Annotated in this window: 13 protein-coding genes and 2 pseudogenes; 6 read left to right on the forward strand and 9 right to left on the reverse strand. The window is 39.7% G+C overall.

The features are described 5' to 3' along the window. Positions 1–3: 3 nt before the first annotated feature. From BHV73_RS12055 to BHV73_RS12065, 3 genes and pseudogenes are all read right to left on the reverse strand, one after another. A pseudogene (locus BHV73_RS12055) lies at positions 4–2,976 on the reverse strand (SusC/RagA family TonB-linked outer membrane protein); the annotation flags it as partial. Positions 2,977–3,494: 518 nt separating this feature from the next. Then, a complete protein-coding gene (locus BHV73_RS12060; RefSeq protein WP_022219500.1) occupies positions 3,495–5,147 on the reverse strand; it encodes a RagB/SusD family nutrient uptake outer membrane protein in 1,653 nt (550 codons plus the stop codon). 13 nt (positions 5,148–5,160) lie between these two features. Beyond that, complete coding sequence (locus BHV73_RS12065; RefSeq protein WP_118481683.1) at positions 5,161–8,364, reverse strand: SusC/RagA family TonB-linked outer membrane protein; 3,204 nt, start codon at positions 8,362–8,364, stop codon at positions 5,161–5,163. 452 nt (positions 8,365–8,816) lie between these two features. Here BHV73_RS12065 and BHV73_RS12070 point away from each other — a divergent pair. The 3 genes and pseudogenes from BHV73_RS12070 (at position 8,817) to BHV73_RS12080 (ending at position 14,970) form a co-directional block, all read left to right on the forward strand. Continuing rightward, a pseudogene (locus tag BHV73_RS12070) lies at positions 8,817–9,997 on the forward strand (site-specific integrase). Positions 9,998–10,592: 595 nt separating this feature from the next. Continuing rightward, entirely contained in the window at positions 10,593–13,517 is a 2,925-nt protein-coding gene (locus BHV73_RS12075) for a SusC/RagA family TonB-linked outer membrane protein (RefSeq protein ID WP_009122903.1), read from the forward strand. 16 nt (positions 13,518–13,533) lie between these two features. Further along, positions 13,534–14,970, forward strand: a complete 1,437-nt coding sequence (locus BHV73_RS12080; protein ID WP_022219496.1) for a RagB/SusD family nutrient uptake outer membrane protein — start codon at positions 13,534–13,536, stop codon at positions 14,968–14,970. A 230-nt stretch (positions 14,971–15,200) separates the two neighbouring features. Here BHV73_RS12080 and BHV73_RS12085 read toward each other — a convergent pair whose 3' ends face one another. Further along, positions 15,201–16,328, reverse strand: a complete 1,128-nt coding sequence (locus BHV73_RS12085; RefSeq protein WP_009122901.1) for an AAA family ATPase — start codon at positions 16,326–16,328, stop codon at positions 15,201–15,203. A 432-nt stretch (positions 16,329–16,760) separates the two neighbouring features. Here BHV73_RS12085 and BHV73_RS12090 point away from each other — a divergent pair, with 432 nt between their 5' ends. Both BHV73_RS12090 and BHV73_RS12095 read left to right on the forward strand, forming a co-directional pair. After that, a complete protein-coding gene (locus BHV73_RS12090; protein WP_009122900.1) occupies positions 16,761–19,784 on the forward strand; it encodes a SusC/RagA family TonB-linked outer membrane protein in 3,024 nt (1,007 codons plus the stop codon). A 24-nt stretch (positions 19,785–19,808) separates the two neighbouring features. Further along, positions 19,809–21,287 carry a SusD/RagB family nutrient-binding outer membrane lipoprotein gene (locus BHV73_RS12095; RefSeq protein ID WP_009122899.1) on the forward strand — a complete coding sequence of 493 codons (1,479 nt, stop codon included), beginning with the start codon at positions 19,809–19,811 and terminating at the stop codon, positions 21,285–21,287. A 141-nt stretch (positions 21,288–21,428) separates the two neighbouring features. Here the strand turns inward: BHV73_RS12095 and BHV73_RS12100 are convergent, their stop codons facing one another. The 5 genes from BHV73_RS12100 to BHV73_RS12120 all read right to left on the reverse strand — a co-directional run bounded on the left by BHV73_RS12100 (position 21,429) and on the right by BHV73_RS12120 (position 25,066). After that, the gene (locus BHV73_RS12100; protein WP_009122898.1) at positions 21,429–22,085 is read right to left on the reverse strand and encodes a MarC family protein; all 657 of its coding nucleotides are present in this window, start codon (positions 22,083–22,085) and stop codon (positions 21,429–21,431) included. A gap of 56 nt (positions 22,086–22,141) precedes the next feature. Further along, the gene (locus BHV73_RS12105) at positions 22,142–22,834 is read right to left on the reverse strand and encodes a YjjG family noncanonical pyrimidine nucleotidase (protein WP_255379972.1); all 693 of its coding nucleotides are present in this window, start codon (positions 22,832–22,834) and stop codon (positions 22,142–22,144) included. Between the two features lie 83 nt (positions 22,835–22,917). Next, a complete protein-coding gene (locus BHV73_RS12110; protein WP_009122896.1) occupies positions 22,918–23,796 on the reverse strand; it encodes a Cbp1 family collagen-binding glycoprotein adhesin in 879 nt (292 codons plus the stop codon). Between the two features lie 34 nt (positions 23,797–23,830). Next, positions 23,831–24,505, reverse strand: coding sequence for a 16S rRNA (cytidine(1402)-2'-O)-methyltransferase (rsmI, locus tag BHV73_RS12115; protein WP_009122895.1), 675 nt, complete (start codon positions 24,503–24,505; stop codon positions 23,831–23,833). Positions 24,506–24,517: 12 nt separating this feature from the next. Then, positions 24,518–25,066 carry a DUF8457 domain-containing protein gene (locus tag BHV73_RS12120; protein WP_009122894.1) on the reverse strand — a complete coding sequence of 183 codons (549 nt, stop codon included), beginning with the start codon at positions 25,064–25,066 and terminating at the stop codon, positions 24,518–24,520. A 109-nt stretch (positions 25,067–25,175) separates the two neighbouring features. Between BHV73_RS12120 and BHV73_RS12125 the strand changes: the two genes are divergently transcribed. Continuing rightward, positions 25,176–25,781: a thymidine kinase gene (locus BHV73_RS12125; protein ID WP_009122893.1), complete on the forward strand. Its 606-nt coding sequence runs from the start codon at positions 25,176–25,178 to the stop codon at positions 25,779–25,781. The last annotated feature ends 16 nt before the right edge of the window (positions 25,782–25,797 follow it).

Raw genomic sequence — 25,797 nt, forward strand, 5'->3', positions numbered from 1 at the left:
TTTTTAGAATTTAACCATTAAGTTAAAACCGAACTTACGGCTGCTCGGGTTGGCCGTCCATTCACCGTACTGTCCTTCAAGGTCATTACCGAATGAAGTCATTTCCGGGTCAATAAAGGTATTGTCTGACGGAGTCCATACAAAAAGGTTGCTTCCGTAAACAGACACCTTGATATCTTGGAACGGAGTCTTGGATAACCATCTCTTTGGCAAATCCCATCCTAAAGAGATATTGCGCAACTTAACAAATGATTTATCAATCAATTCATAGCTGCCCATCATATCTCCACCTGCATTCCAATAATCACAAATCTTAGCATAGCTCACCGGAGTGGTATTTTCCACGAAACTGCCATCGCTTAATTGATTAACCGAGTTAGGCACGATGAACGGGTTACGGTCGTTATAGGCAGTCTGGATAGCATTACCTGTAAAATAGTTGATTGCCTTTGTACGTGAATACATTTTACCACCCTGACGAATATCGAAATCTACACCTAAAGTAATACCTTTGTATTGCAACATGGTAGATACACCCATCTGATATTTATAGTTCATGGTACCTACAATAGCCATTTGGTCTGAAGCCACCGGCAGACCGGTAGAAGGATTCACTACAATATTACCATTATCATCAGTCATAGGAACTTCAGCTTTGTACGTACCCAAAGGTTCACCTACAATAGCATATAGTGTTGTACCACCGCTCAAACCGAAAATGGTAGCAAGGCCGCCCAATTCTTCCGGCAAACTGATTACCTTACTATTGTTTTTCGTAAAGTTCCAGGTCAATTCCCAAGTAAAGTCTTTAGTCTGAATAGGACGTCCGGTAACAAGCAACTCCCAACCTTGATTACGAATTTTACCCAAGTTGACGTTACGATATGTATAACCGCTGGCAGCATCCATATTCAAACTCATAATCTGATTGTCTGAATTACGGTTATAATATGCCGCATCTACTGACAATCGTCCATTAAAGAACGCTACATTTGCCCCGAATTCATATTCCGTAGTCATCTCCGGCTTCAATGCATTATTGCCAAGTATATTACCTTTGGTAAAAGCATTAGTACCATTCAGCGGAAACTTCACTTCACCCCAGCCACCGCTATCAGCCACGGCTTGACCATAAGAAGTCAATGTCATATAAGGATCGGCATCATTACCGGTCTTACCATAAGCCGCACGAATCTTACCGAATGTAAACCAGCTTTTCAAATCTTCATTAAACAATTCGCTGAATACAAAACTACCTGTAACACCCGGATAGAAGAAACCGCGTTTACCCTTAGGAAGAGTAGATGACCAGTCGTTACGCGCTGTGGCAGTCAAATAAACCATGCTTTTCCATGCCAAGTCCACTTGTGCAAACACCGCATTGGAACGACGGCGGGAGCTTAATTCCTCTGCAAGAGGAGTATTGGCCGAATTGCTCAAATGATACCAGGTAGGGATATCCAAACCTGTAACAGTCGATGTCATTGAAGAATATTTACGCTCATTGAAGTTACCACCGACTAAAGCATTGATATCAAAATCACTTACCGGCATGCTGAAAGTAACTAATACATCTTGATTCAGCTCACGACGACGTAACATTTCTTCCATTACCTTTCCGTTCTTTCCATTAAAGTTTCCCTGATCATCATTAGGAGTACCGGCAAATAAAGCTGCCAAATTAGGCTCACCATATTTTTGTTCGCTGTTCGTAGCGTCTAAACCGATGCGATAGGTAAACTTAAAATATTTCAAGAAATCGTAATCTACCTGGAACTTTCCATAAATCTTCTCTGACTTATAAGTATTCATATAAGTATCCAGAATATAATAGGGATTGGTTACACCATAAGGAGTATAATAGTATCCCGGACCATTGAATGGATCATTCAAATCCTTTTGACCAATAATGCTTATATCACGCGGAGTTTGGTACAGAGAGTTAATCATTGAAAGTCCCTGTCCGGTTGTAGCAAACTTATTACGCTGACTTGCATAATTTACAGAAGATGACAGGGTCAAATTTCCAATCTTATGTCCGCCACGGGCAGAGAAAGTATATTTGTCATACGTATCTGCCTTGCCCGGCAACATTCCATCATCACTTATTTGTGAAAATGACACATAGTAATTACTTTTTTCATTAGCATTATTGAATGAAAGGCTGTTTGAGTAACGGAAACCTGTATCAAAGAAATCTTTAATGTTATCTTTCATTGCCACATAAGGCTTTACTTTCTGCGAGTTATCATAGACATTACCCCAAACACGCATAGAACCGTCAAAACGAGGTCCCCAACTACCATTCTCCAATTCAGTATGTGTACCGCTCCAACCCATACCGAATTCATTCTGTAATTGCGGGTAACGTAAGATAGTAGAAGCCTGTAAGCCACCATTATATTCTATTCCCAAACCTTTCTTTTGCTGCTTACCAGTTTTTGTAGTGATCATGATAACACCATTAGCCGCACGGCTACCATAAAGTGCCGTTGCAGCAGCACCTTTCAATACTGTCATGCTCTCTACATCATCAGGATTAATAGCATTGGCACCATTACCAAAGTCATAGCTCGTATCAAGAGCATCACTGGTAGATGAACCGGCGGAAGAGTTACTCATCGGTACTCCATCAATAATATAAAGCGGCTGATTGGAACCTGACAAAGAACTAAAACCACGTACGACAACAGAATTAGACGCACCCGGATCCGATGAGTTACTTGATATCTGTACACCCGCAATTTTTCCGGATAAAGCAGACATCACATCTGAATTGCGAGTAGCTGTAATCTTGTCACTATTCACAGAGGTTGCAGAATATCCCAATGCTTTTTCTGAACGTTTAATACCCATTGCTGTCACAACGACCTCATCAAGCACTTCTGTATCAGACTTTAATACAACTCTCAAATTAGGCTTGATTGCAACTTCTTGTGCCTGCATACCTACGAACGAAACCTGCAAAGTCTTCGCAGAACTACAAGCTATGTAATGTATTACAAATTAAGTATTTACATATAGTCTATTTTTCATTGTACTTAGTAAGAGCTTTACAGAAAGTATCCTATTGTATATTAGCATTATTTTGAAACTACCAATATGCTACCAATATTCATTATATATCACTATTATTTAATGTATTATGTATGATAATATGGTTCGTTTTGTAGCTATTAGCATATACTAATTGTTTTTGAGAACCAATCTTTGTCAATAAAAGTATATCAATAATTAATATTGAGAGGAAAGAAGCTTAAAAGATTTTTTTAAGGGGAAAGAAGTTTTTATGTTAAAATAAAGTCATATATATAACTAAAAAAGTATTCTAGTCAATAGAAGATATCACAAAAAAAGAGAGATGCACCAATTGTCTTGGAAACATCTCTCTTGGGTTTAGCAGGAATATAATTATATTCCCATATTATTACTCTACTATTTGTAGTTAAATATACAATTTATTTCGTATATCGCCCTGCTTCAAACTGGTGTATTTACTTTATTTCAATAGCTGTATTGTAATCACTTTCACGATTTGGAATAATCCATTTCCAGAATGTTTCATCATAATTACCACTTTTGTCAAAACCGAAAGTTCCACTAACGAACTGACTGTAATTACCACCCTCAGCTATAGAAGGGCGGACTACGGGATCTCCCCAACGCTTACAGTCATACCAGCTGAAACCTTCACCCCATAATTCTAAACGGCGATACATTTTGATTTCTTTCAACAAATCTTCGCCCGTAGCCGTACAAGTATATTGTGGGTCACGACCACTGGCAAGATTCAATTCTTCCAGACTATTTTGCGCAGCAGTCGGATCTGTACTCAGATGATAATTAGCTTCTGCTTCGATTAATAACATTTCTGAAGCTCTAAAAATAGGTTGGCAACCAACAGCGGGTTGAGCCGTAGCTTGGAACTTCAAACTTGCATAAGCATAAGATTGAGTTGCAGCTGATGCAACGACTCCTTTAGCATATTGATTAGCTTTTACATAGGCCGTTTCATCTGTAAAAGCATTTATATCGTCATCATCTGTATAGATAACATCTGTAAAAGCTTTACCTGCTGGTAAGAATGTAGATTCTGTAAGAAACAAGCCTTTACGAATATCCGTATCTGGAAATGACTCTGCTAATTCGCGATTGATACACACATCAATTCCTTGTTGTGCATAATAACCATTACAGGTCATGAAAAGCTGCCAGCCAAAGTACCAAATTGTTTCAGACGCATCATTGTACACGCCCCAAATCCATTCGTTATTAGGCTCACAAAAACCTGTACGGTAAGAATTTACATCCATCAAGGCAAAGCCGTCACGTGCTAAAGAGGCATGTGATTTTGCCGTAGCATAATCCTCACGTGTCAAAGCTGCACGTGCATAAATGGCATGAGCTACTGGTGCGTCCGGGAAACTGACTGTGGAAGCAGCTTCGGAATACACATCATCGCGAGTCAGTCCAGAAGCGTCATATAGTCTGAGTGCTTCATCAAGGTCAGCATAAATTTGCTCATAAGTTTTTGCCAATGTAGCCAAAGCCATATCAGTTTCTCCACCAGCATTTGCAACTTCCTTTGTACGCAATACTATACCATCTGCCGCACCATTATTGCTACGTGCCCAAGGAAGACAATAAAACTCCGATAAACGGAAAAATGAATAAGCACGGAATGTTAGTGCTTCTGCCTTTAAAAAATCTTTCATTTCCTGTGTACCTTCCGCTTTATCAATTCTATCGATCACCGCATTAGCATTGCCAATAATCAAATAATAATAATACCAAGGATAAGAGTCATATATGGAACTACTATTTTGAGTCTGGCTTGATTCATTATTCATGATCGGTGACCATCCCGGAGACATATAAGGAAAGTTAAGATCCTGTCCTGCATATTCTCCATAAAGAACTTTCATTGTTCCTTCACCGTTAAACATCTGTCCGTAATAAGCATGTTGCTGTACCATTGTCCGGCAAATACCGTTAATAACAAGTTTGGCATTATCCGTTGTAGAGAAGATGGCATCTCCTTCTGCTGTTTGCGTAGAATCTGTTTGAAGCCAGCTGTCCGAACAAGAGGTAAGCCCCATAAGACAACCAAGGCCGAATATCATAACTTTTTTGAATGTATATTTCATAATTAGTTTCATTTTAGAAGTTTAAATTAAGACCAAGCGTAAATACACGTGCTGCAACGAACGTGTTGTCTTGAGAACCGCTAAAGCTATATTGAGGATTCATACCTTTACGTGCTGTAAAAGTAGCGGCATTCTCTATTGAGCCATAAACGTTCAAACCACTTAATCCCCATTTGGTAACTACTCTTTTAGGAAATGCGTAATTCAAGTTGATATTTTTGATGACAAAATAAGAAGCATCCGTCAACCAGCGTGAACTTGCACCATAAGAAGTAGATGCCAAACCTGAAAGGTCGAATTGAGGTGTACCGTTTGGATCCAAACGATTAGGAGCATCAGCCGTCATACCTTCCGGAACAGCTTGCCAACCATTCAATACATCCTTATGCAAAGCACTTGGCCCGTTAGTTGTCGTATACATCAACCCTTGATAGTTATAATCGTACACTTTTCCGCCTAAGGAATACGTACAAAGTACAGAAAGTGTAAGGTCTTTCCAACTTAAAGAAGTATTGATACTTCCATATACATCAGGTAATGCACTTCCTTGCCAAGCTTTTTCCGCATATGAGGTATTATACACATAGTTCTTATCATTAATAGTAACATAATTGCCACTAGCTTTTAGAGCACTTATAGTATTTTCACTCAGATTTGAATTCGCGGTATAAAGCGCACGTCCATTCATTTGGTCTACTCCAGCATAAGTATAAGTGTAGAATTCATAAATACTATGTCCTTCACTGTAATTCTGTGTTCCATGCAAAATATCTTTGCCGCCAGGTAGTTTGGTGATTTCATTATGAATAGTGGTCAAATTCAAACCAATATTCCACTTCCAATCTTTAGTTCGGATAGCATCTACATCCATAGCAACTTCAAGACCTGTATTACGCACACTACCTATATTAGCAAAATATTGTGACATACCGCTTGGCGTTTCGTCAGAAGTGGCATACCAATCTGTCGCACCAGCAGAAAGTGGATTATATACTGTGAAAAGCAAATCTTTAGATGTTTTGTTGAAGAAGTCTAAAGAAAAGTTGAAGCGGTTAAATAGACGACCTTCCAATGCAATATCCAATGAACCGGAAGTTTCCCATTTCAAATTCTTATTAGGAATCTGGATTTTATAGAAAGCACCGATACCTGCATTTACATCCGAATAGAAAAGCTCTTTATAAGCATAATAGTCAGCACCAGCATCATTACCTACCTCGCCATAAGATACACGGAACTTCAAGTTGTCTATCCACGTAAGATTTTTCATAAATTTCTCTTGAGAAATGATCCAGCTTGCACCTAAAGACCAGAAATTACCCCATGGTTCATAGAAACGTGAAGAACCATCACGACGGAATGAAGCATCTACAAAATATCTCTCAGCAAAATTATAGCGTGCACGAGAAAGGTAGCTTTCTGTTGTATATTCCTGTGTATAACCATCAATGCTTGTCATCTTGGCAAAATTACTCATTTCTGTGTTACCGCTGACTTTCATTTGTTCTTTCATCATAAAGTCATAGTTGTAGGAATGCTTGAAAGACTCATGTGCCAATAATACATCTATGTGATGTTGTTTGAAATCATGTCCCCAAGTTAATTCCTGTGTAAAGCGATATTCGCGAGTACGGGCATGCATTTTAGAAAGACGTCCATTATTGGCAGCTCCATCACCGCAATAAGGATTATTGAAAGCTTTCTCTGTGTTATTTACATTATAGAGGTCTCCTCTTACTGTTGCCGTAAAATCTTTCAAGAAAGAAACCGTACCATACACCTGACCTGATACAGCATTACGTTCTTTACGATTAATATCATTTTTTATTTCATAAATGATATTGCGTCCACTTAAGTATTTATAATTGTTTATATCGTAAGAATTTCCATTCTCGTCAGTAGCAATGCTTCCATCTTCATTATGGAGCATATAAGGATATACAGGAGCCATTTGCCCTGCTGTATAGAAAGGGTTTGCATAGTATTGGTCGTAGGCATTAGCTTGATAATTAGAACCAGACATAGTTCCACTTAAGCTAACCCCTGTTTTAAACCACTTAGTTGGCTGATAGTTTGCTTTTAAGCGAGCTGTAAAACGATCATAGTCAGAACCTATAATATAGCCTCTTTCGTTTAAGTAGCCAAAAGAAGAGAAAATATCATATTTGTCACCCATAGCATCTGCACTGGCAGTATATTCTTGGCGATATCCTGTACGTTCCAGAGCGTCCAACCAATCCAAGTCGTTATACCCAGGTTTTACATTTGCAATGAATTTTCCATTTTCATCGAACATCTCAGCACCACTCTTATCGAAAATAGGAGATTTAACGATGGTATTTACATTTTTAGAAGCCTCGAACGCTTGTTCTACAGGCATTCCGCCGTTTTTCTGATAATAACTTTGCATACCGGAACGCATAGCCTCCATCCATTGATTCACTCCCAGTTTCTCATATTCAGGAATACCACGGGTGTACATACCTTGTTTTACACCTATTCTAAAGTTCAACTTGTGGCTTTTTCCTTTCTTGGTAGTAATCATAATAACACCGTTAGCAGCTTTATTTCCATAAAGAGCGGCAGAAGATGCATCTTTCAACACAGAAATAGATTCTATATCTTGAGGATTAATATCATTTAGGCTTCCACCATAAGGGGAACCATCTACAACTATCAATGGGGCATTAGTTCCATTTACAGAGCCAAATCCACGAATACGAATTTCAGATTTATCGCTACCCGGTTCACCGTAAGAGTTATTCACCTGAATACCAGGAGCAGCACCTTCCAAAGTTCCCGTCACTTCTGTAACAGGACGCATCTCTAATTTTTTTGAGTCGATAGAAGCTACAGCACCTGTGATAGATTGACGGCTGGCTGTACCATAGGCAACTACCACTACTTCATCAAGCATCTCACTATCAGATTTTAACGTAACTTTTACATGTGGTTTAATTTCCACTTCTTGTGTCTGCATACCCACGAATGAAACCAACAGAGTTTTCGCAGAACTTGGTACGTTCAGTAATGTAAAATCACCATCTACATTGGTAATAGCACCAATTTGTGTACCTTTTACCAATACAGAGGCTCCAATAACTGGCTGCCCATCTTCTTCAGAAATCACAACACCTGTAACCTTCTGTGTTTGGGCAGTTACTAAGCCTATTCCTACAAAAAGGCAGGCCAATAACAGCATTAATTTTCTTTTCATAAATTCTCTCTTAAAGTTTAACTTTACATTAATTGTTTCTTTACTCTAACAAAATGCAAATATATTATAAATATGAAACGGGCAACTATTTTATTGAAAAAACCTTGTAAATCTATCAAACTGTTAACAAAATATGCCATTTTATGCTGAATAGCAGATTTTATACAATTAAAGAACCTCAAAACACTATCATTAGCTATCACTATGTTTCAACCATTTTACCCAATTATTAATCCGGATACACGTATTTTAAAACAAAATGGTTAAAAAAACTCCCATATTTGTGCTATTTGATTGGATTATGAGAGACATTTTGCGTCTTTTTTATGGCTTTAAAGAATGAACTATAAAAAAACAGAAGCCATTTTTTGCAGATATTAATCCTTATTCAAACCCTGTTTTGCACAGAATATCGTCTTATTTGTTTATAGTATTAATCAAAACAACTTGAGATGAATAAAATTATTTACAGTCTTGTGTATAACAGGAAGAAGTGTCTGAACAAAAAGGTATGGCATTAGTACAGGTAGAAGCCTATTTAGACAGAAAAAAAAAGTACTTTTCCACCAGAGTCTATTTGAAGCCGGAACAGTGGGATACCAAAAAGCTGGTTGTTAAGAACCACCCTAATGCAGATGCTCTAAACCGGTTGATTTATGAATTTGTAGCAGCGATAGAGAAAAAAGAGCTGGAATTATGGCAACAAGGCAAACGTATATCTTTAGAGCTACTAAAGAATATGTTGACCACTCAGGAGAATAATTCTTCGTTTATATCCTTTTTCAAGCAAGAAGTCACAAACTCATCTTTAAAGAATAGCACTAAGCGCAATCATCTTTCCACCCTTATGTTATTGCAAGAGTTCAAAAAGGATATAACGTTTTCTGATCTGACATTTGAGTTTGTGTCCTCTTTTGAGTATTTTCTACAGTTAAAAGGGTATCATACAAATACTATTGCAAAACATATGAAACATTTGAAACGCCACGTAAATATAGCTATTAATAAGGAATATATTGAAATACAGAAATATGCTTTCAGAAAATATAAAATAAAAACAGTGGAGAATAAACATACCCATTTAGTGCCGGAAGAACTGGAAAAGTTGGAGAAATTGAATTTGTCGGGTAGATATATGAAGTTACAAAAATCTTTGGATGCTTTTCTGTTCTGTTGCTATGCAGGAATGCGATACTCTGATTTTACAAATTTATCTTCCGAGAATATTGTGGATATTAATCAGGAAACATGGCTTATATATAAATCGGTAAAGACAGGAACAGAAGTACGTTTACCCCTTTATTTGCTTTTCGCAGGCAAAGGGATTATAATTCTTAATAAATATCGAGATAATCTTGAAGGCTTCTTTCGTTTGAGAGATAACTCAAATGTCAACAAAGACTTGCTGACCCTCGCAAAGTTGGCCGGATTATCAAAGAATATATCTTTCCATACGGCACGTCATACCAATGCAACGTTGCTGATATACAACGGGGTAAATATCACTACCGTGCAAAAGCTACTCGGGCATAAGAGCGTAAAAACCACTCAAGTTTATACCAATATTATGGATATGACCATCATTCATGATTTAGAGAAAATGAAACAAGCAACACCGTTTGCTGGAAAATAAGTGGGGAATAAGGCTTTTTTAGTCAAGAAGTACCCCAAAAACAAGCAGCCAAGCTGCTGGCTCTGATTCGTTAGACAACTGTTTCCCTTTCGTTAGACAGTTGTTTAACGAAAGGATAACGGATGTCTAACGAAAGGGAAACAGCTGTCTAACGAATTAAAACTTGCTAAGTGGCTTGATAGTTAAGCACGATAGAATTATTATGTTTTACTACGGATTTGCATCCTTTATTTGTTTGTTGTCATACGTTATATGTTTTTGGGAAGAAATATCATAATCTTATTATAATATTCTTTTATATCTCTGAATTACTGTATTTATTTTTACATGAAATCTTAGTTTACCGTTTCCTAAATAATATGTTTTTTATTTTCATTCACTGCCACTATTTATATCGTTTTTTTTATTTACAAATGTATCTTAGTAAAAATTGAAAGTATATTTTAATAGTCATAATAAAAACTGCATATTGCTATTAGTACTCTAAAAATCAATAATTTATCATAGAATATGGGTACATAAGGGTAACGTAAAACTCTTGTTGATGTCCGTTGGAGCATGTTCTATTGATGTTTTAATCAAATGCAAAAAATAGATGCAATTTGTAAACTGCTCATTTATATATATTTATGTATATGATAGTTCTGCGAAAACTCTGCAGATTTCGTTCGTAGGTATGCAGACGCAAGAAGTAACAATTAAGCCGAATGTAAAGGTTGTAATGAAGTCTGATAGCGAGATGCTTGATGAAGTGATGGTAGTTGCTTATGGTACCGCGAAGAAATCTTCGTTTACAGGTGCCGCATCTTCCGTTAGTGGTGATAAAACCTTAAAGGATATACCCGTTTCGTCTTTTGAAGAAGCTCTTGCCGGTTCTACTCCGGGACTTACGATTAATTCAACCAGTGGGCAACCGGGAGCCGGCTTGCAGATTCGCGTACGTGGAACAGGCTCTATGAACGCGACTAACGAACCTCTTTATGTTATCGACGGTGTACCTGTTGTTTCGGGAGATATTGCAGTCTCTGCCGTAAATAATGACTCTAAGGCTTTCAATGTCATGGCATCTATTAACCCGAGTGATATAGAAAATATTACGGTTTTGAAAGATGCCGCTGCAGCCTCTCTTTATGGTTCAAGAGCAGCTAATGGTGTCATTCTTATCACCACCAAACATGGCAAGGCGGGCAAAACTAGAATTAACTTCAAAGCTAATTGGGGATTCTCGGATTGGGCTATGAAGAATCGCAAAAGTGTAAATGGAAAGCAGCGACATGAACTGACCTATGAAGCCTGTTATAACGAAGCAACCATTTACGGTATACCCGATAGTGAAGGAAACTATAATGGACCCGCTTCTGATGCTGATGCAAAGGCGTATGCACAAGAAATGGCAGACTATTACGCTGATGCAAACTATAACGTAGATTGGGAAGATGCTTTCTTCCGTAAGCACGGTTCAAGCCAAAACTATGAATTCTCGGCTCAGGGAGGAGATGAGCGTAATTCGTTCTTCGCATCACTTGCATACAAAAAGGAAGAGGGAAAGGCCAAGACTTCTTCTTTAGATGGATTTATGGGGCGTATCAATGCTGTGCATCGTTCTGCTGATAATAAGTGGCAAATGGGTGCAAACATTTCATTGTCTAAACAAAATTCTTCGGTTACTAGTGAAGGAACAGCTTATGCTAACCCATTTTTCCTTGTGAATTATGTTTGTTCACCTAACATGCCTATATATGACGAAAATGGTGACTATTATTTGCATCCGGTATTGCAACAGGTTTTCACTCATACTCATCCTGTTGAAGATATTAACCTGGATAAAAATGAATCAAAGGTTTTCAGAAGCTTCAATAATCTATGGGCATCCTACCAAATCATTGAAGGATTGACTTTGAAAGAGAGTATTAGCTATGACTATATCAATAACACATCTGTCACTTATTGGCCGCTTTCCTCTAATAATGGTGTTATGAACAATGGTTTAGGAGCTACTTACCCTGTACAGCAACATAATATTTATTCGTCCACAACTTTAAATTATACCAAAACTTTCAATAACAAACATAACGTTGACGCTTTGATTGGTTGGGATATTGATGATAGACGTAAAGAATATGTTCTTGCTACTGCATCGGGATATCCTCATGATAAATTACCGGAGTCTATTAATGCCTCGACTCCTTTGGAAGGTTTTTCATATTATACAGAAGACCATTTATTGTCTTTACTTTCACGTGTCAATTATGATTATGACAATAAATATTATTTCTCGGCTAACTATCGTAGAGATGGCAGCTCACGTTTAGGAGCAAACAACCGCTGGGCTAATTTCTGGTCTGTTTCCGCTGCGTGGAGAATGACTCAAGAAAAGTTTATGGAGAATGTTTCATTTATCAATGACTTGAAAATTAGAGCATCATATGGTATTAACGGTACATTACCCAATGACCTTTACGGACATTTAAGTCTTTATGGATACGGCTATAATTATCAAACGATAGCAGGCTCGGCACCAGCATCTGTTCCTAATCCTGATTTGTCGTGGGAACGCAATAACAACTTTAATATAGGTTTCGATGCAAGATTGTTTGATAGATTAGGCATTACCTTTGACTATTACACTCGTAAAACAACAGACTTGTTGCAAGATGTACCAACTTCAATGGTTGTTGGCTTTACATCAATGCTGAAAAATGTTGGAGAAATGACAAATAAGGGGGTTGAATTGGATATTAATGTTGATGTATTTAAGAATGGACCTGTTAAATGGAATACAGGTTTAGCTCTGTCTCATAACAGCAATAAGGTATCTAAACTTTATGGTGGCAAAGACATCATTGACGGCACAAGTATCATACGTGAAGGCGAATCATATTATTCATGGTGGAGTCGTGAATGGGCTGGAGTAGACCCTGCAACAGGTGAAGAACAGTGGGTTCTGAACACAGAGAATGAGGATGGAAGTCTGAATCGTGAATTGACGAAAGACCCTTCAAAAGCACAAAGAGTAATTATCGGGAAACCGGATCCTAAATTAACCGGTGGTTGGAGAAATAGTGTGTCATGGAAGGGTTTGGAACTTAATATGCTGTTCAATTTCTCTTTAGGCGGTAAACTCTTTGATTCAATGCGAACCAGTATAACAGATACAGATGGTTACTATATTTACTATAATACGTCCATAGACCAAATGAATAGATGGCAAAAGCCGGGTGATGTTACGGATGTACCCAGACGCATCAATAACTATATCTATGGTAATTATGGTAGCTCACGTTTTATGAAAGACCTTAATTATCTGCGTTTAAAGAGTTTGAGCCTGTCATACACGCTTCCTAAACAATGGGTAAGTCGCGCGCAAATGGAAAATGTCAGAGTTTTTGTTTCCGGAAGTAATCTATTAACGTTGACTTCTTATGATAATGTAGACCCGGAACAACCAATAAACGGTATCCCGACGTTTGCATTGCCGGCTCTGAAGAGTGTGACATTCGGTATTGAAATTGGCTTCTAATCAACAAAAAAAGAATATGATGAAAACAATAAATATAATATCTAAAACAGCTCTAATAGCAGGCTTGGTGTGCTTAGCCTCTTGCAATGACTATTTAGTTACATACCCTTCCGATTCGTTGGAAAGTGAAACCGCCATCACTACGCCTGAGGATACCAAAACTGCGCTGAATGGTGCATATGCAGGATTAATCAGTGCTCGGGATGCTGCTGGTAACAACTATTATTATTACGGAACTGATTTCTTGGCAAGGGCAGAAGTTGGGGGAGATGATATGCAAACCTCAAAGTCTGGTGACCGTACAGAACAATATTATCGCTTTACCTATCGCCAGACAAACGCCTCGGCGGATTTATGGTATCCTCCCTATACCGTTATTAATCGAGTTAACGTATTGTTGGAAGCAATAGATAGTGGTAAGGTCCCTATGACGGACGTAACCAAGAATTCTAAAGGAGAAGCTTTAGCTATCAGAGCCTTAGCACATTTTGACTTACTAATTACATATGGAGCTCCTTACTTAAAAGATAATGGGGCATCATTAGGAGTTCCTATTGTGAAAAAAGTGTTGTCCGCAACAGAATTGCCTGCTCGTTCAACGGTGGCCGAAGGTTATCAAGCTGTACTAGATGATTTGACTGAGGCTTTGGGTTTTATTGGTGAAGACAAGAACTATGGACACTTTAATATATGGGCGGTGAAAGCGCTTCTTGCCCGGGTTAATCTTTATAAAGGAGATTATGACGCCGCTTACACTTACGCCACTGATGTTGTGGAAAACAGCCCGTATAGTTTGATAGAAACCGGAGAATATGTAGCTTCATGGCAACTGGAAGAAACCAAAGAATCTATATTTGATTTAGCACTGTCTTCCACAACTTATTCTGGAGATCGTGAACTATGGGGAGCAGTTGTAAGTCCTGCGGAATATGGTTCGGTTATAGCAACCAAGGAATTTGTGGATTTATTAAATGAGGATCCTAATGATGTCCGGTTAGGCTTGCTTATCCCTGATAAGAGTGGAAGTAAACAAACCGTTAATAAATATCCTGGACGTGATGCCATAACAATTAATAATATCCGTGTGTTACGTTTGTCTGACATTTACTTGATTGGTGCAGAAGCTGCATTGAGAAAGGCCACAGTAGACCAGACGGTTGCAGATAATTATTTGTTTGCTATAAGGAATCGTGCAAATCGAGCAAATGTTAAAATTACTGCTACTTTAGATTTGGTGAGCAAAGAACGTAGGAAAGAGTTGGTTATGGAAGGACACCGCCTGCATGACATATTACGCCAAGGAGGAGAAGTGACACGTCAAGGAGGTTATCATTTTTTGAATGCGACTGACTTGATTACGGTTAATTGGAATGATTACCGTACTATCATGCCGATTCCGCAAGCAGAAATAGATGCTAATACTAATATGATACAGAATCCTGAATATAATTAATAGAATAAGATATTCATAGGGGAAGATTATTTTCTTCTTTCACAAGGATAGGCCAACTAGTTATTATAAACTGGTTGGCCTATTGTATTCTCCGAAGAGAACAATCTTAATTATAAATACTTTGCAGTATTTTATAGTGCCACTTATAACTGAATCCCGTTTACATTTACACAAAATTATGGACAGTGCCATTTTTTACTTTTACTAATAAGCAAATCATTACTTCCCTTTTAACTTATCTGTTTCTTCAACCAAATATCAAAGAACTTATCATATATGCTATACACACCTAATTCATTAGTTACAAAATCTTTATCCAAAAGTCCTTTAATAGCTCCTTGTACAGAACTGGCAGTGAGTTTATAAGTTTTCAAGAATTTGGAGGAAGTAATCTCCCGTGCCTTCCCTTCCTTGCAAATAGCAATAAGAACTTCTTTTTGCTTAGGTGGAAGTTGAAACAAAAGCGAAGAATAGGTAAAATTCAATTGTGCCAAAATATTATCAACTGCAGTATTCACTTTATCAACTGTACATTCTTCACCTTCAGCAGTTATTGCATAAAGTGAGTTTGCTAGAAATTGAATGTACCAAGTTATTCCTTCAAAACGCTGATAAACTTCTTGAACTGTTTCCTCAGTAATTATTTTCTTATTCTCCGTAAAGTGCTTTTTTATAAATTCCGTATAAATATCTATATCAATAGGAGATAATTCCATGATAGCCGTACTCTGATAAAACGGACGTGATGGGCTGGTAAATATCTCTCCCATCATATGTCGTTGCGAACCGGCATAAATAAATTTCGCATTAGAACAGTGTTGGATATGTGTTCGTAGTGTAGCCTCAACATCACTTTCCGGGTATTTAGCAATAACTTGAAACTCATCAATGGAGATTAAGCAAGGTTTATCTGCTTGTTCCAAATAATGAAATATTTCATCAAGAGTAATGGTAGGAGTCTTTATATCTCCCATCTCCAGATTCCAACTTGGATTACCGCTGAAGTCAAAAGAAATACTGGTACGAAGAGAAGACAAACTTTTGAGAAATACTTCCCACGCTTTTCTTCCACGTGGCTTTAAACCGTTCAAAATACCTTTTCCAAGTTCAAATACAAACTCTTGAAGATTCTTTGTCGCATATATATCTATTAAGAATGTATGATATGCTTCCTTTATTTGTTTTTGATGAAAGCAATGTTCTATCAGCCCCGTTTTTCCTAAACGGCGGGGAGATATCAAAGCTACATTGTTACCGTTGGTTATATAGCGTGTTAATGTGGCAGTTTCAATGATACGATCACAAAAGTACTCTGCCGAAATATAGCCACTGGTTATAAAAGGATTGATTTTTGCCATAGATTACATGTTTTATACAAAGATAATTATAATCTTATTATAATAGTAATTTTATAACGATTTTCTGTAAGCAACAATTCAAAAGTACGATAAAAAATAAGAATCTCTCTTTCTTATCTTCCTACTTATGCAAAGTTTTTTCATCTACAATACTGTGTTTTATTTTGACATGAGATCTAAATCTACTGCTTTTATTATAGCATGCCTCATCTTTGATAGCAACCAATATTTAGATTACTTTTTATTTACAAAGATAGTGCAATAAAAGACCAAGGTATATTTTAATAGTTATCATATGAGTTATATTACAGCATGTAATATTTTAAGAATCAGCATTTTGTTTTGAAGTACGGTAACACACGAGTAACTTTATAATCTTGTTAATTCCCTCTTGAATATGTTCTGTTGACGTTTTAGTCAAGTAGGATAAATATGTTATTATTTATAAGTTGTTTATTTAGAGATATTTATGCATCTGATAGTTCTGCGAAGACTTTGCAGGTTTCGTTCGTTGGCATGCAGACGCAGGAAGTGGCTATCAAGCCGAATGTGAGAGTAATACTCAAATCCGATGCCGAACAATTGGATGAAGTGGTAGTAACCGCCATGGGTATCAAACGCGATCGCAAAGCATTAGGCTATGCGGCACAGGATTTGAATTCAGAACAACTGAATAAAGCGGGAACAACATCGCTTGCCAGCGCCATACAAGGTAAGCTGACAGGGGTAGATATCCGACAATCATCAGGTGCACCGGGTGCTTCTTCCCAAATTATAATTCGTGGCGCCCGCTCGTTTGACGGTAATAACCAGCCACTATATGTAATCGACGGTATGCCAGTAAATACAACTGCTGATTTTGATACCGGCAACTCTGTAACGGGTGCCAACTATGCCGATCGCAGCATAGACATTAATCCTGAAGATATAGAATCTGTAAATGTACTAAAAGGACAAGCGGCATCCGCATTATATGGTATCCGTGCATCCAACGGTGTAATTGTCATTACGACCAAACGTGGTGCCAAAAACAATATGAACAAGCCAAGTGTAACGATTTCAACGAACCTGAGTGCGCAACGGGTTTCACGCAAATTCGAACACCAAGATATATATTCGCAGGGTAACAGCATTACCGCAGGATATGATCCGACTTCCTCTATGACCTGGGGACCGAAAATCAGCGAATTGGCTAACGATCCTAAATATGGTGGAAACATGAGCAATCAATATACTGCGGCAGATGGTATGCACAAAGGACAATATTACAATCCCAAACGCGCGCAGGCCGGTCTGGACGGTTGGACTACACCGCAAATCTATGATAATGTGGGTGACTTCTTAGGTACAGGATTTACTGAAAACACCAATGTGAACCTGTCACAAAGTATCAACGGAATAAATTATTCGTTCGGCGTGAATAATTCGCACCAAAATGGCATCATCCCTTCAACAGGAATGGACCGTTGGGGAGCACGCGGATTGGTAGACTGGAAAATCAATCCACAGTGGAATACAGGATTCTCCATAAACTATTCATCTACCAAAATCACATCCGCACCTGGAGCCAATGATGGTATCATGAATGTGGTTTACTCGGCTCCCGCCGAATATGATTTGAAGGGAATCCCTAATCATGAACCGGGCAATCCGACGAACCAAATACTATTCCGTTCTACCTCATTTACCAACCCTTATTGGTGGGCGGAACATAACGAATACCTCCAGCATACTAACCGTGCCTTTGGTAATACCTATTTGGAGTATCAGCCAGATTTGGGTTTGGGAGAGAACTTCTCACTCAAGATTAGAGAACAAGCCGGTCTTGACATCTGGACTTCAGACTATGCCACCGTACGAGAAATGGGTAGCACGTCATCACTGAAAGGTGGAGACATAGAGAATTACGGTTCGCAGCACAATGTATTCAATAACTTATTTACCGTTAACTTTGACGGAAAATTCGGCAAAAGTGATGAATGGAGGCTGAATGTAATATTAGGTAATGAGTTCAATCATGAGAGCATTCGTAACTGGGACTATTACGGCAGTAACTTCAATTTTCCCGGTTTTACCAATATTGGAAATGCCACTTCATTGACATCCAGTGAATATAAGCGACAAGAACGTACAGTGGGCTTTTTCGGAAGCCTTTCAATGTCATGGCAAGATCAGGTGTACCTGACCGTAACCGGACGTAACGACTATGTGTCAACAATGCCACGCGGTAGTCGCAGCTTCTTCTATCCTTCGGTATCGTTAGGTTGGGAATTCACCAAATTACCTTTCTTGCAGAACAATAAAATATTAAACTACGGTAAACTCCGTGCTTCATTCGCACAGGTAGGCCAGGCCGGTAACTATTATGCCAATTATTATTATACCCCAACCTATGGCGGAGGCATGTATTCTTACTATCCGGTTACTTATCCTCTACCTAGTGGAGTATCCACTTTCACACCCTATTACCGAGTGTATGATGAAGGATTGAAACCGCAGAATACAACCAATTATGAAGTGGGTGCCGACTTGCATTTCTTTGGCAGCCGTCTGAAAGTGGAATACACATACAGTTTACAGAATGTAGAAGATCAGATTTTTTATGTGCCCGTAGATGGAGCGACAGGTTATCAGGAAATGTTAACCAACGCCGGAAAGATGCGTACACATGCTCACGAACTTTCTATCAATGCTGCTATTCTGCAAGCCAAAGATTTCGACTTAAATTTAGGTATCAATTTTACGAAAGTAAACAACAAGGTTATAGAACTAGCTCCAGGGGTAGAATCCATTATGTTGGGCGGATTTGTAGAGCCACAAATTCGTGCACAGGCAGGATGTACCTATCCGAATATATATGGTTTGGGATTCAAACGCGATGAAGCAGGCAATTTGCTGTTACTGAACGGTCTGCCCCAATCCTCGGGCAATAGCCAAGACTTGGGGAACTGCTCTCCAGACTTCACTACCGGTTTTACGCTGGGCGGCCGTTATAAACGTCTTTCACTCTCTACTACATGGAGTTGGCAACAAGGTGGAAAGATGTATCATGGAACAAACATGACCCTGAATTATTTCGGTGCTACCAAAGAGTCGCTTCCTTATCACGAAGGGAGTATGGTTGCTGAAGGTATAGACGAAGCAACGGGACAACCCAACACGGTTGAAGTAAATAAGGCCGATTACTATCAGGCTTATTACAACATCACCGAATCCGGTGTTTATGATACGAGCTTTATCAAGTTACGCGACTTAACCTTGACTTATCAATTGCCCAAGCTTGGTATCTTCGACATTTCAATTTACGGTTTTGCCCGTAATGTACTTGTTTGGGCCAACCTGCCAAACTTCGACCCAGAGTCTTCGCAAGGTAATAACAATATGAGTGGATATTTCGAACGGTTCTCAGTTCCCAATACATCCAGTTTCGGCGGTGGTCTTACTATTAATTTTTAAACATACAACATAAAGATTTTGATTATGAAAAAATACATATTCATGACTTTGACGGTGGTTCTTCTCGGACTGACAGCATGTACGGAAGATGCATTTGACCGTATCAACAAGGACAATGAACATCCTTCACCGGAAGCGGTCCCGGCAGTACTCCAGCTGACAGATGCCATTATGTCCACAGGTTTCAGTACCGTATCGGGTGACTTTGCTTTTTACCTTTCCTCACTCAACGAACAAGAGATAGGTATGGGTAACAATCAATTAATGTTTGCCGAAATGCGTAACTCAAGCGAATGGGCAGCTTCTACCACCTTTAATAATGTATGGAACTCCATCTATGGCAACTTACAGAATATACGCCAAATGCAGAGTAAAATAGAGAATGAAGTACCGGGTAATGTAGGACAGTCTGATATACTAGGAATGGCACAAGTATTGGAAGCTGTAAACTTCGGTATTCTGACCGATATGTTCGGTGATATCCCTTACAGCGAAGCTGTACAAGGGCAAGGTAATCTGCAACCCAAATTAGATGCGCAGAAGGATGTGTATACCGGCGTTCTGGCTACACTCGACAAAGCCATCAGTAACTTGGAAAAAGGTAAAAGTATGACAAATGCCGGCAACCAAGACATTGCCTACAAAGGTGTCGCATCTAAATGGCTCGCAGCTGCTCATGCGCTGAAAGCACGCTACCTGTTGCATAAACTGGCAGTAGAACCCAACGTGCTTTCTGAAGTAGCGACAGCGGTACAACAAGCTATAGACAATGGATTCGAAGGATTTACGGTTACAGGATTTAATGGTTCTACATGCGACAATCCATGGAGTGCCTATGTTTTCAGCCGTCAGTACACAGCACCCTCAAAGACTGTAGCAGATCTGATGAAAGCTACAAATGATCCTCGTTTGGATTATTACCTGAATGCTTTGGGAGAATCTTATACTCCGGGAGATGAAACTATTGCCAAGACGGTAGATGATGCCAGAGTAATGCAATATCAGCCAACATGGTATTTATTTGGTTCACAACCCGTTCATATCATGAGTAAGGCCGAACTCTATTTCATTCAGGCGGAAGTTCAACTACGTTCAAACATTGATGCCACCTCAGCGTATCAAAAAGCAGTAGAGGCTTCTGTTACGGAAATTCTGACTTGGTTTGGAGATGAAGCCACTGTGCCTGCTGCCGCAACAACAGCAAAAGCCTATGCAATGTCTTTGGGTACACCGACACTTCAAAAACTTTTCGAACAGAAGTATGTGGCGCAAGCACTGGATGAACAAGTGGAAACTTACAACGACTTACGCCGTTTGAAAGCAATGGGTGAAGAATATGTAATACTGACTAATCCGAGAAATACCCAAAGCGGTATCAATCGCTATCCGGAACGTTTACCCTATGGTAACAGTGCAGTCATCGGCAATCCAGATGTGAAAGAAGCTTACGGCGACGGTTCTTATATCTATTCTGAAAAGACATGGATAAACGGAGGTAAATAACTCCAAATAGATGAGGGTGTATCGAAACTCTCATAAATAGAAAATCACCCTCGCCACAGATAGTCGTAGCGGGGGTGATTTCGATACAAGGGGAGTTTTGACACACCTCCATTATAATAGAACGTCAACTTCCAAACCTACTTATTTAACTATCCCCAAATACCCTTCCTTAATTATATCCACCAATATCGGCTTCATTCCGCTAACAAAACACTCCACGGCAATCACCATCAGAATCAGCCCCATCAGACGCATCATCACATTATTACCGGTCTCACCCAATAAATTCACCAAACGGGTGGAAGCTCTCAATATCAAGAATGTAAGAAAATAAATAAGGGCAATAGTACCTATAAGCACCCCTTTCATCTCAAAAGAATGCGCATCTTGCATCAGTACAATCGCATTGGCAATAGCACCCGGACCGCACAACATCGGGATACCTAAGGGAGTAATTGAAATATCATCCGCATAGGTCTTAATTTCTTCGTCTTTTAACTTCATCGGCGTATAGCGTGCCTGCAACATATCAAATCCAATCTTAAAAATGATAACGCCACCCGCTATTCGGAAACCATTCGTCGAGATACCGAAAAACTTGAAAAGGAATTGTCCGGCGAAGACAAAGACCATTAAAGTTATAAACGAGACCAATGTGGCGCGGCTGACGATAGAACGGCGTTCCTTCTCCGTCATTCCCTGTGTCATCGTCAAAAAGACAGGCATCGTACCTAAAGGATTCGTCAATGTAAAGAAAGAAGTGAAACACAACAATGCAAAAGGAATGAGAGTTTCCATAATGGTAGTTTTATACGGTTATCATTGAAAGCAAAAGTACAACTAATCTCCCAATGTCACAATAAATCCAACAACTCTTTCAAATCCGTAATCTGATAGGTAGGAGTAAAAGGCAAATCCGTACGCCCGGACAGATTATAAAACACCTGATGCATTCCCACGCCGGCAGCTCCTGCAATATCATTTTCCCAACTATCTCCAATCATCAGCGAATCATTCAGTTCGGACTGGGTTGCCGAAAGAGCAAAATGAAAAATCTCCGACCAGGGTTTCAGGATTCCGATATCATCGGAAAGAACCACCTTCCTGAAATATTTATCAATGTCCGACGAACGCATTTTATGGAACTGGAGTTCTTTAAATCCGTTTGAAAGAATATACAAATTATATTTCGCCGAAAGATATTCCAACACTTCACGCGCGTGAGGCATCAACTTGCTTTTGGTAGGAATCGTTGCGAGAGCATCTTTTTCGTATGCTTCTGCCAAAGCGGAGTCACCTGCTCCCACAGCCTCCAATGGATAGAGATAGCGTTGGCGGTTTAGCTCTTCTTTCGTCACTTTACCATCGGCATACTCTGCCCATAACTCCAGATTACGACGCTGATAGAGTGAATAATAATGCTCGAAAGAGTCAAAGAAACGGTCGTAATCATACTTCCGGTACATTTCTTCGTATGTATCACGAGCATTGGCAGAGAACGCCCAAAGCGTATCGTCCAAATCGAAAAAAAGATTTTTATAAGGCATAAAGAGAATACTAAAAAGGCTGTTTCAAAAGCAAGCCGACAAACGCTCTTTTGAAACAGCCCCATCAATTATCAATCAAGTAACTATTTCACTTGAATTACCAAATACTTGGAAACACTCCAGAACTCTTTCGGGTTGGTAATCTTCAAAGTCAACTGACCCTTATCATCTTTCTCCAAGGCATAAGAACCGGTAGGATGAGTAGTCAGGATATCAGCATCCTTAGAATACAATTTGATTTCTTTAGTGGTACGAATATCAACCTGAGTAAAATAATCCTTATTGACATCGCCGTCTTTCAAAACCGAACCCTTCTTGAACAGACCGGAGCCGCTCAAAATCTTCTGATCTTTCAATTCTTTCTTCGTTCCGAATACAAACCAAGCGGTATTGAGCGCCTTATCCTGTTCTGCCACAGTCTTAGCTTTTGCCTCATTTTCAGCAGTCAGCTCACTCTTAACAGCATTCAAATCTGTTACGGCAGCATCCAGTTCCTGAATACGGATATTCTTGGAAGCCAATTCAGCCTGCAGTTCCTCAATACGCTGAGTTTTCGCATTCAACTCCTGCGTCAAAGATTCAACAGCCTTCTTCAATTGAGAAGAATTGGTTTTGCTACTTTTCAGCATAGACTGCAATTTCGCAATCTGCTGTTTGTTTTCTTCCATCTGCTTGCGAATGAATTCAATATCAGAGGCTATCTGCTGTTTTGCATTCAGAGAACCCTCTGCAACCGCACCACGCTGCAAGTCCACACGGCTCTCTGCCGCATTGATTTGGCGAAATCCTTCCGAAATATCATTGAAAGTACCCATCATCTCATCCAATTCAGCATTACGCTGAGTCAATTCCATCAAAAGAGAATCGTTTTCAGCTTTCAACTGGTCTTTGCTACCGCCAGAGAAGCTATCACATGAAGCCATAACGGCCGCACATACAATTAAAACAGCTAACTTTTTCATACGCTTTTGTTTTACGTTTTGTTAATGAAGTTATTTAATCGTCTATTCCTGCTACTACAATCACTATCTCACCACGCGGTTCGTTGGCGGTGAAATGTTCTATCAATTCGGTGAGAGTACCGCGTACCGTTTCTTCGTGTATCTTAGATATTTCACGAGAGACGGATGCCTGCCGCTCCGCACCAAAATATTCCGCAAACTGCGTCAGCGCTTTTACCAAACGGTGGGGGGATTCATAAAAGACCATTGTCCGGCGTTCTTCCGCCAGCCCTTTCAGCCGTGTCATCCTACCTTTTTTCTGAGGGAGAAAGCCCTCAAAGCAGAACTTCTCGTTAGGTAATCCTGAAGCCACCAATGCCGGAACGAAGGCTGTAGCCCCCGGCAAGCATTGCACTTCAATACCGTTGCGGACACATTCGCGAACTACCAGAAAACCCGGATCGGAGATTCCCGGAGTACCCGCATCCGATATCAGCGCTACGGTTTCACCGCCCTTTATTCTATTTACAACACTTTCTACCGTTTTATGTTCATTAAATTTATGGTGAGACTGCATCGCATTCTTTATCTCAAAATGCTTCAGTAATATTCCGGAAGTCCGTGTATCTTCGGCCAGTACCAAATCCGCTTCTTTCAGAATGCGAATCGCACGGAAAGTCATATCTTCCAAATTTCCTACCGGTGTAGGCACCACATAAAGTTTTCCCATATCCGCTACTTTTTAACTGAAATACTTCTTGAGAAGTTCCACAAAATCCGCCGTCGCCTCATTCTCCTCGTCCGGCCGAACCGTTGATATAAAAACAGCCATCGCCTCATCCAAAGAAGAAGCCTCACCCAACCGGCGTACCACTTCATTCATACGCGCCGTATCCCCGTTAAACAGTTCGCGGGTAAAGCGGAACGAATCATTCAGGCTGATAGCGTGGCGTAAGTCCTTAGCCGGTTTAATACGTTCGGCCAAAATCGGCGAAGCGGGAGCTGCGATATCCGAAACGGGAGCCGTTTCAACCGGGGGTTCTGCCACAGGTTCGGAAACAACGTCCGATTCGGTCATGTCCTGCACGGTATCAGGAGCGATCTGTCCCGCCGGAGTTATCACAAAAGCGGCATCCAGCAATTTGGTCAGCGCATCCAGCCGTTCCTGCATTTGATGGATATTCCTTTTGGCAACTATCTTCAACACAGGATTTGCATCGGCGGATATCGACTGCATCAAACATTTCAATTCCTGAACATCCAGTTCTATATCATTCAATAATGCTTGCATATCCTTCTCCCGTCCGTATTAATGGTACAAATGTAGAAATAAATAATGAAAAAATACCTGGAAGCAAACAAAATCATTACTTTTGCGACTGAATATAACACTTAAAAACATGGTATTATTCTCGGAAGACCACATACAGGAAACCAAACGCAGAGGGAGAATCGAAGTGATATGCGGCTCTATGTTCTCCGGCAAGACTGAAGAGCTTATACGCCGTTTGAAACGTGCCAAGTTCGCCAAACAACGTGTCGAAATATATAAACCTGCAATAGACACGCGCTACTCGGAAGCAGATGTCGTATCGCACGACAGCCACACCATATCTTCCACTCCGATAGACTCATCGGCAAGTATTCTGTTATTCACGTCCGAGATAGACGTAGTGGGCATTGATGAAGCGCAATTCTTTGACGAGGGTCTGATCGATGTATGCAACCAGCTTGCCAACAACGGTATACGTGTCATCGTAGCCGGACTGGACATGGACTTCCGCGGCAACCCTTTCGGGCCCATGCCGGGACTGTGCGCCATTGCGGACGAGGTGTCCAAAGTACATGCCATTTGTGTAAAATGCGGCCAACTCGCCTCATTCTCCCACCGTACCGTGAAAAACGACAAGCAAGTACTACTGGGTGAAACAGCCGAATACGAGCCTTTGTGCCGCGAGTGCTATTTACAAGCGATAAAGGAAGACCGGCAAGCAGCAAGCGATTAGTAAATTAACACAGAAG

This window comes from Bacteroides sp. 44_46 (genome assembly GCF_001915465.1).
GTDB classification, from domain to species: Bacteria; Bacteroidota; Bacteroidia; order Bacteroidales; family Bacteroidaceae; genus Bacteroides; species Bacteroides clarus.

Bases quoted from the DNA above. Each gene is read 5' to 3' on its own strand.
- BHV73_RS12060 (WP_022219500.1), bottom strand. From the start codon at position 5,147: ATGAAATATACATTCAAAAAAGTTATGATATTCGGCCTTGGTTGTCTT.
- BHV73_RS12065 (WP_118481683.1), bottom strand. From the start codon at position 8,364: ATGAAAAGAAAATTAATGCTGTTATTGGCCTGCCTTTTTGTAGGAATA.
- BHV73_RS12075 (WP_009122903.1), top strand. From the start codon at position 10,593: ATGCAATTTGTAAACTGCTCATTTATATATATTTATGTATATGATAGT.
- BHV73_RS12080 (WP_022219496.1), top strand. From the start codon at position 13,534: ATGATGAAAACAATAAATATAATATCTAAAACAGCTCTAATAGCAGGC.
- BHV73_RS12085 (WP_009122901.1), bottom strand. From the start codon at position 16,328: ATGGCAAAAATCAATCCTTTTATAACCAGTGGCTATATTTCGGCAGAG.
- BHV73_RS12090 (WP_009122900.1), top strand. From the start codon at position 16,761: ATGTTATTATTTATAAGTTGTTTATTTAGAGATATTTATGCATCTGAT.
- BHV73_RS12095 (WP_009122899.1), top strand. From the start codon at position 19,809: ATGAAAAAATACATATTCATGACTTTGACGGTGGTTCTTCTCGGACTG.
- BHV73_RS12100 (WP_009122898.1), bottom strand. From the start codon at position 22,085: ATGGAAACTCTCATTCCTTTTGCATTGTTGTGTTTCACTTCTTTCTTT.
- BHV73_RS12105 (WP_255379972.1), bottom strand. From the start codon at position 22,834: ATGCCTTATAAAAATCTTTTTTTCGATTTGGACGATACGCTTTGGGCG.
- BHV73_RS12110 (WP_009122896.1), bottom strand. From the start codon at position 23,796: ATGAAAAAGTTAGCTGTTTTAATTGTATGTGCGGCCGTTATGGCTTCA.
- rsmI (WP_009122895.1), bottom strand. From the start codon at position 24,505: ATGGGAAAACTTTATGTGGTGCCTACACCGGTAGGAAATTTGGAAGAT.
- BHV73_RS12120 (WP_009122894.1), bottom strand. From the start codon at position 25,066: ATGCAAGCATTATTGAATGATATAGAACTGGATGTTCAGGAATTGAAA.
- BHV73_RS12125 (WP_009122893.1), top strand. From the start codon at position 25,176: ATGGTATTATTCTCGGAAGACCACATACAGGAAACCAAACGCAGAGGG.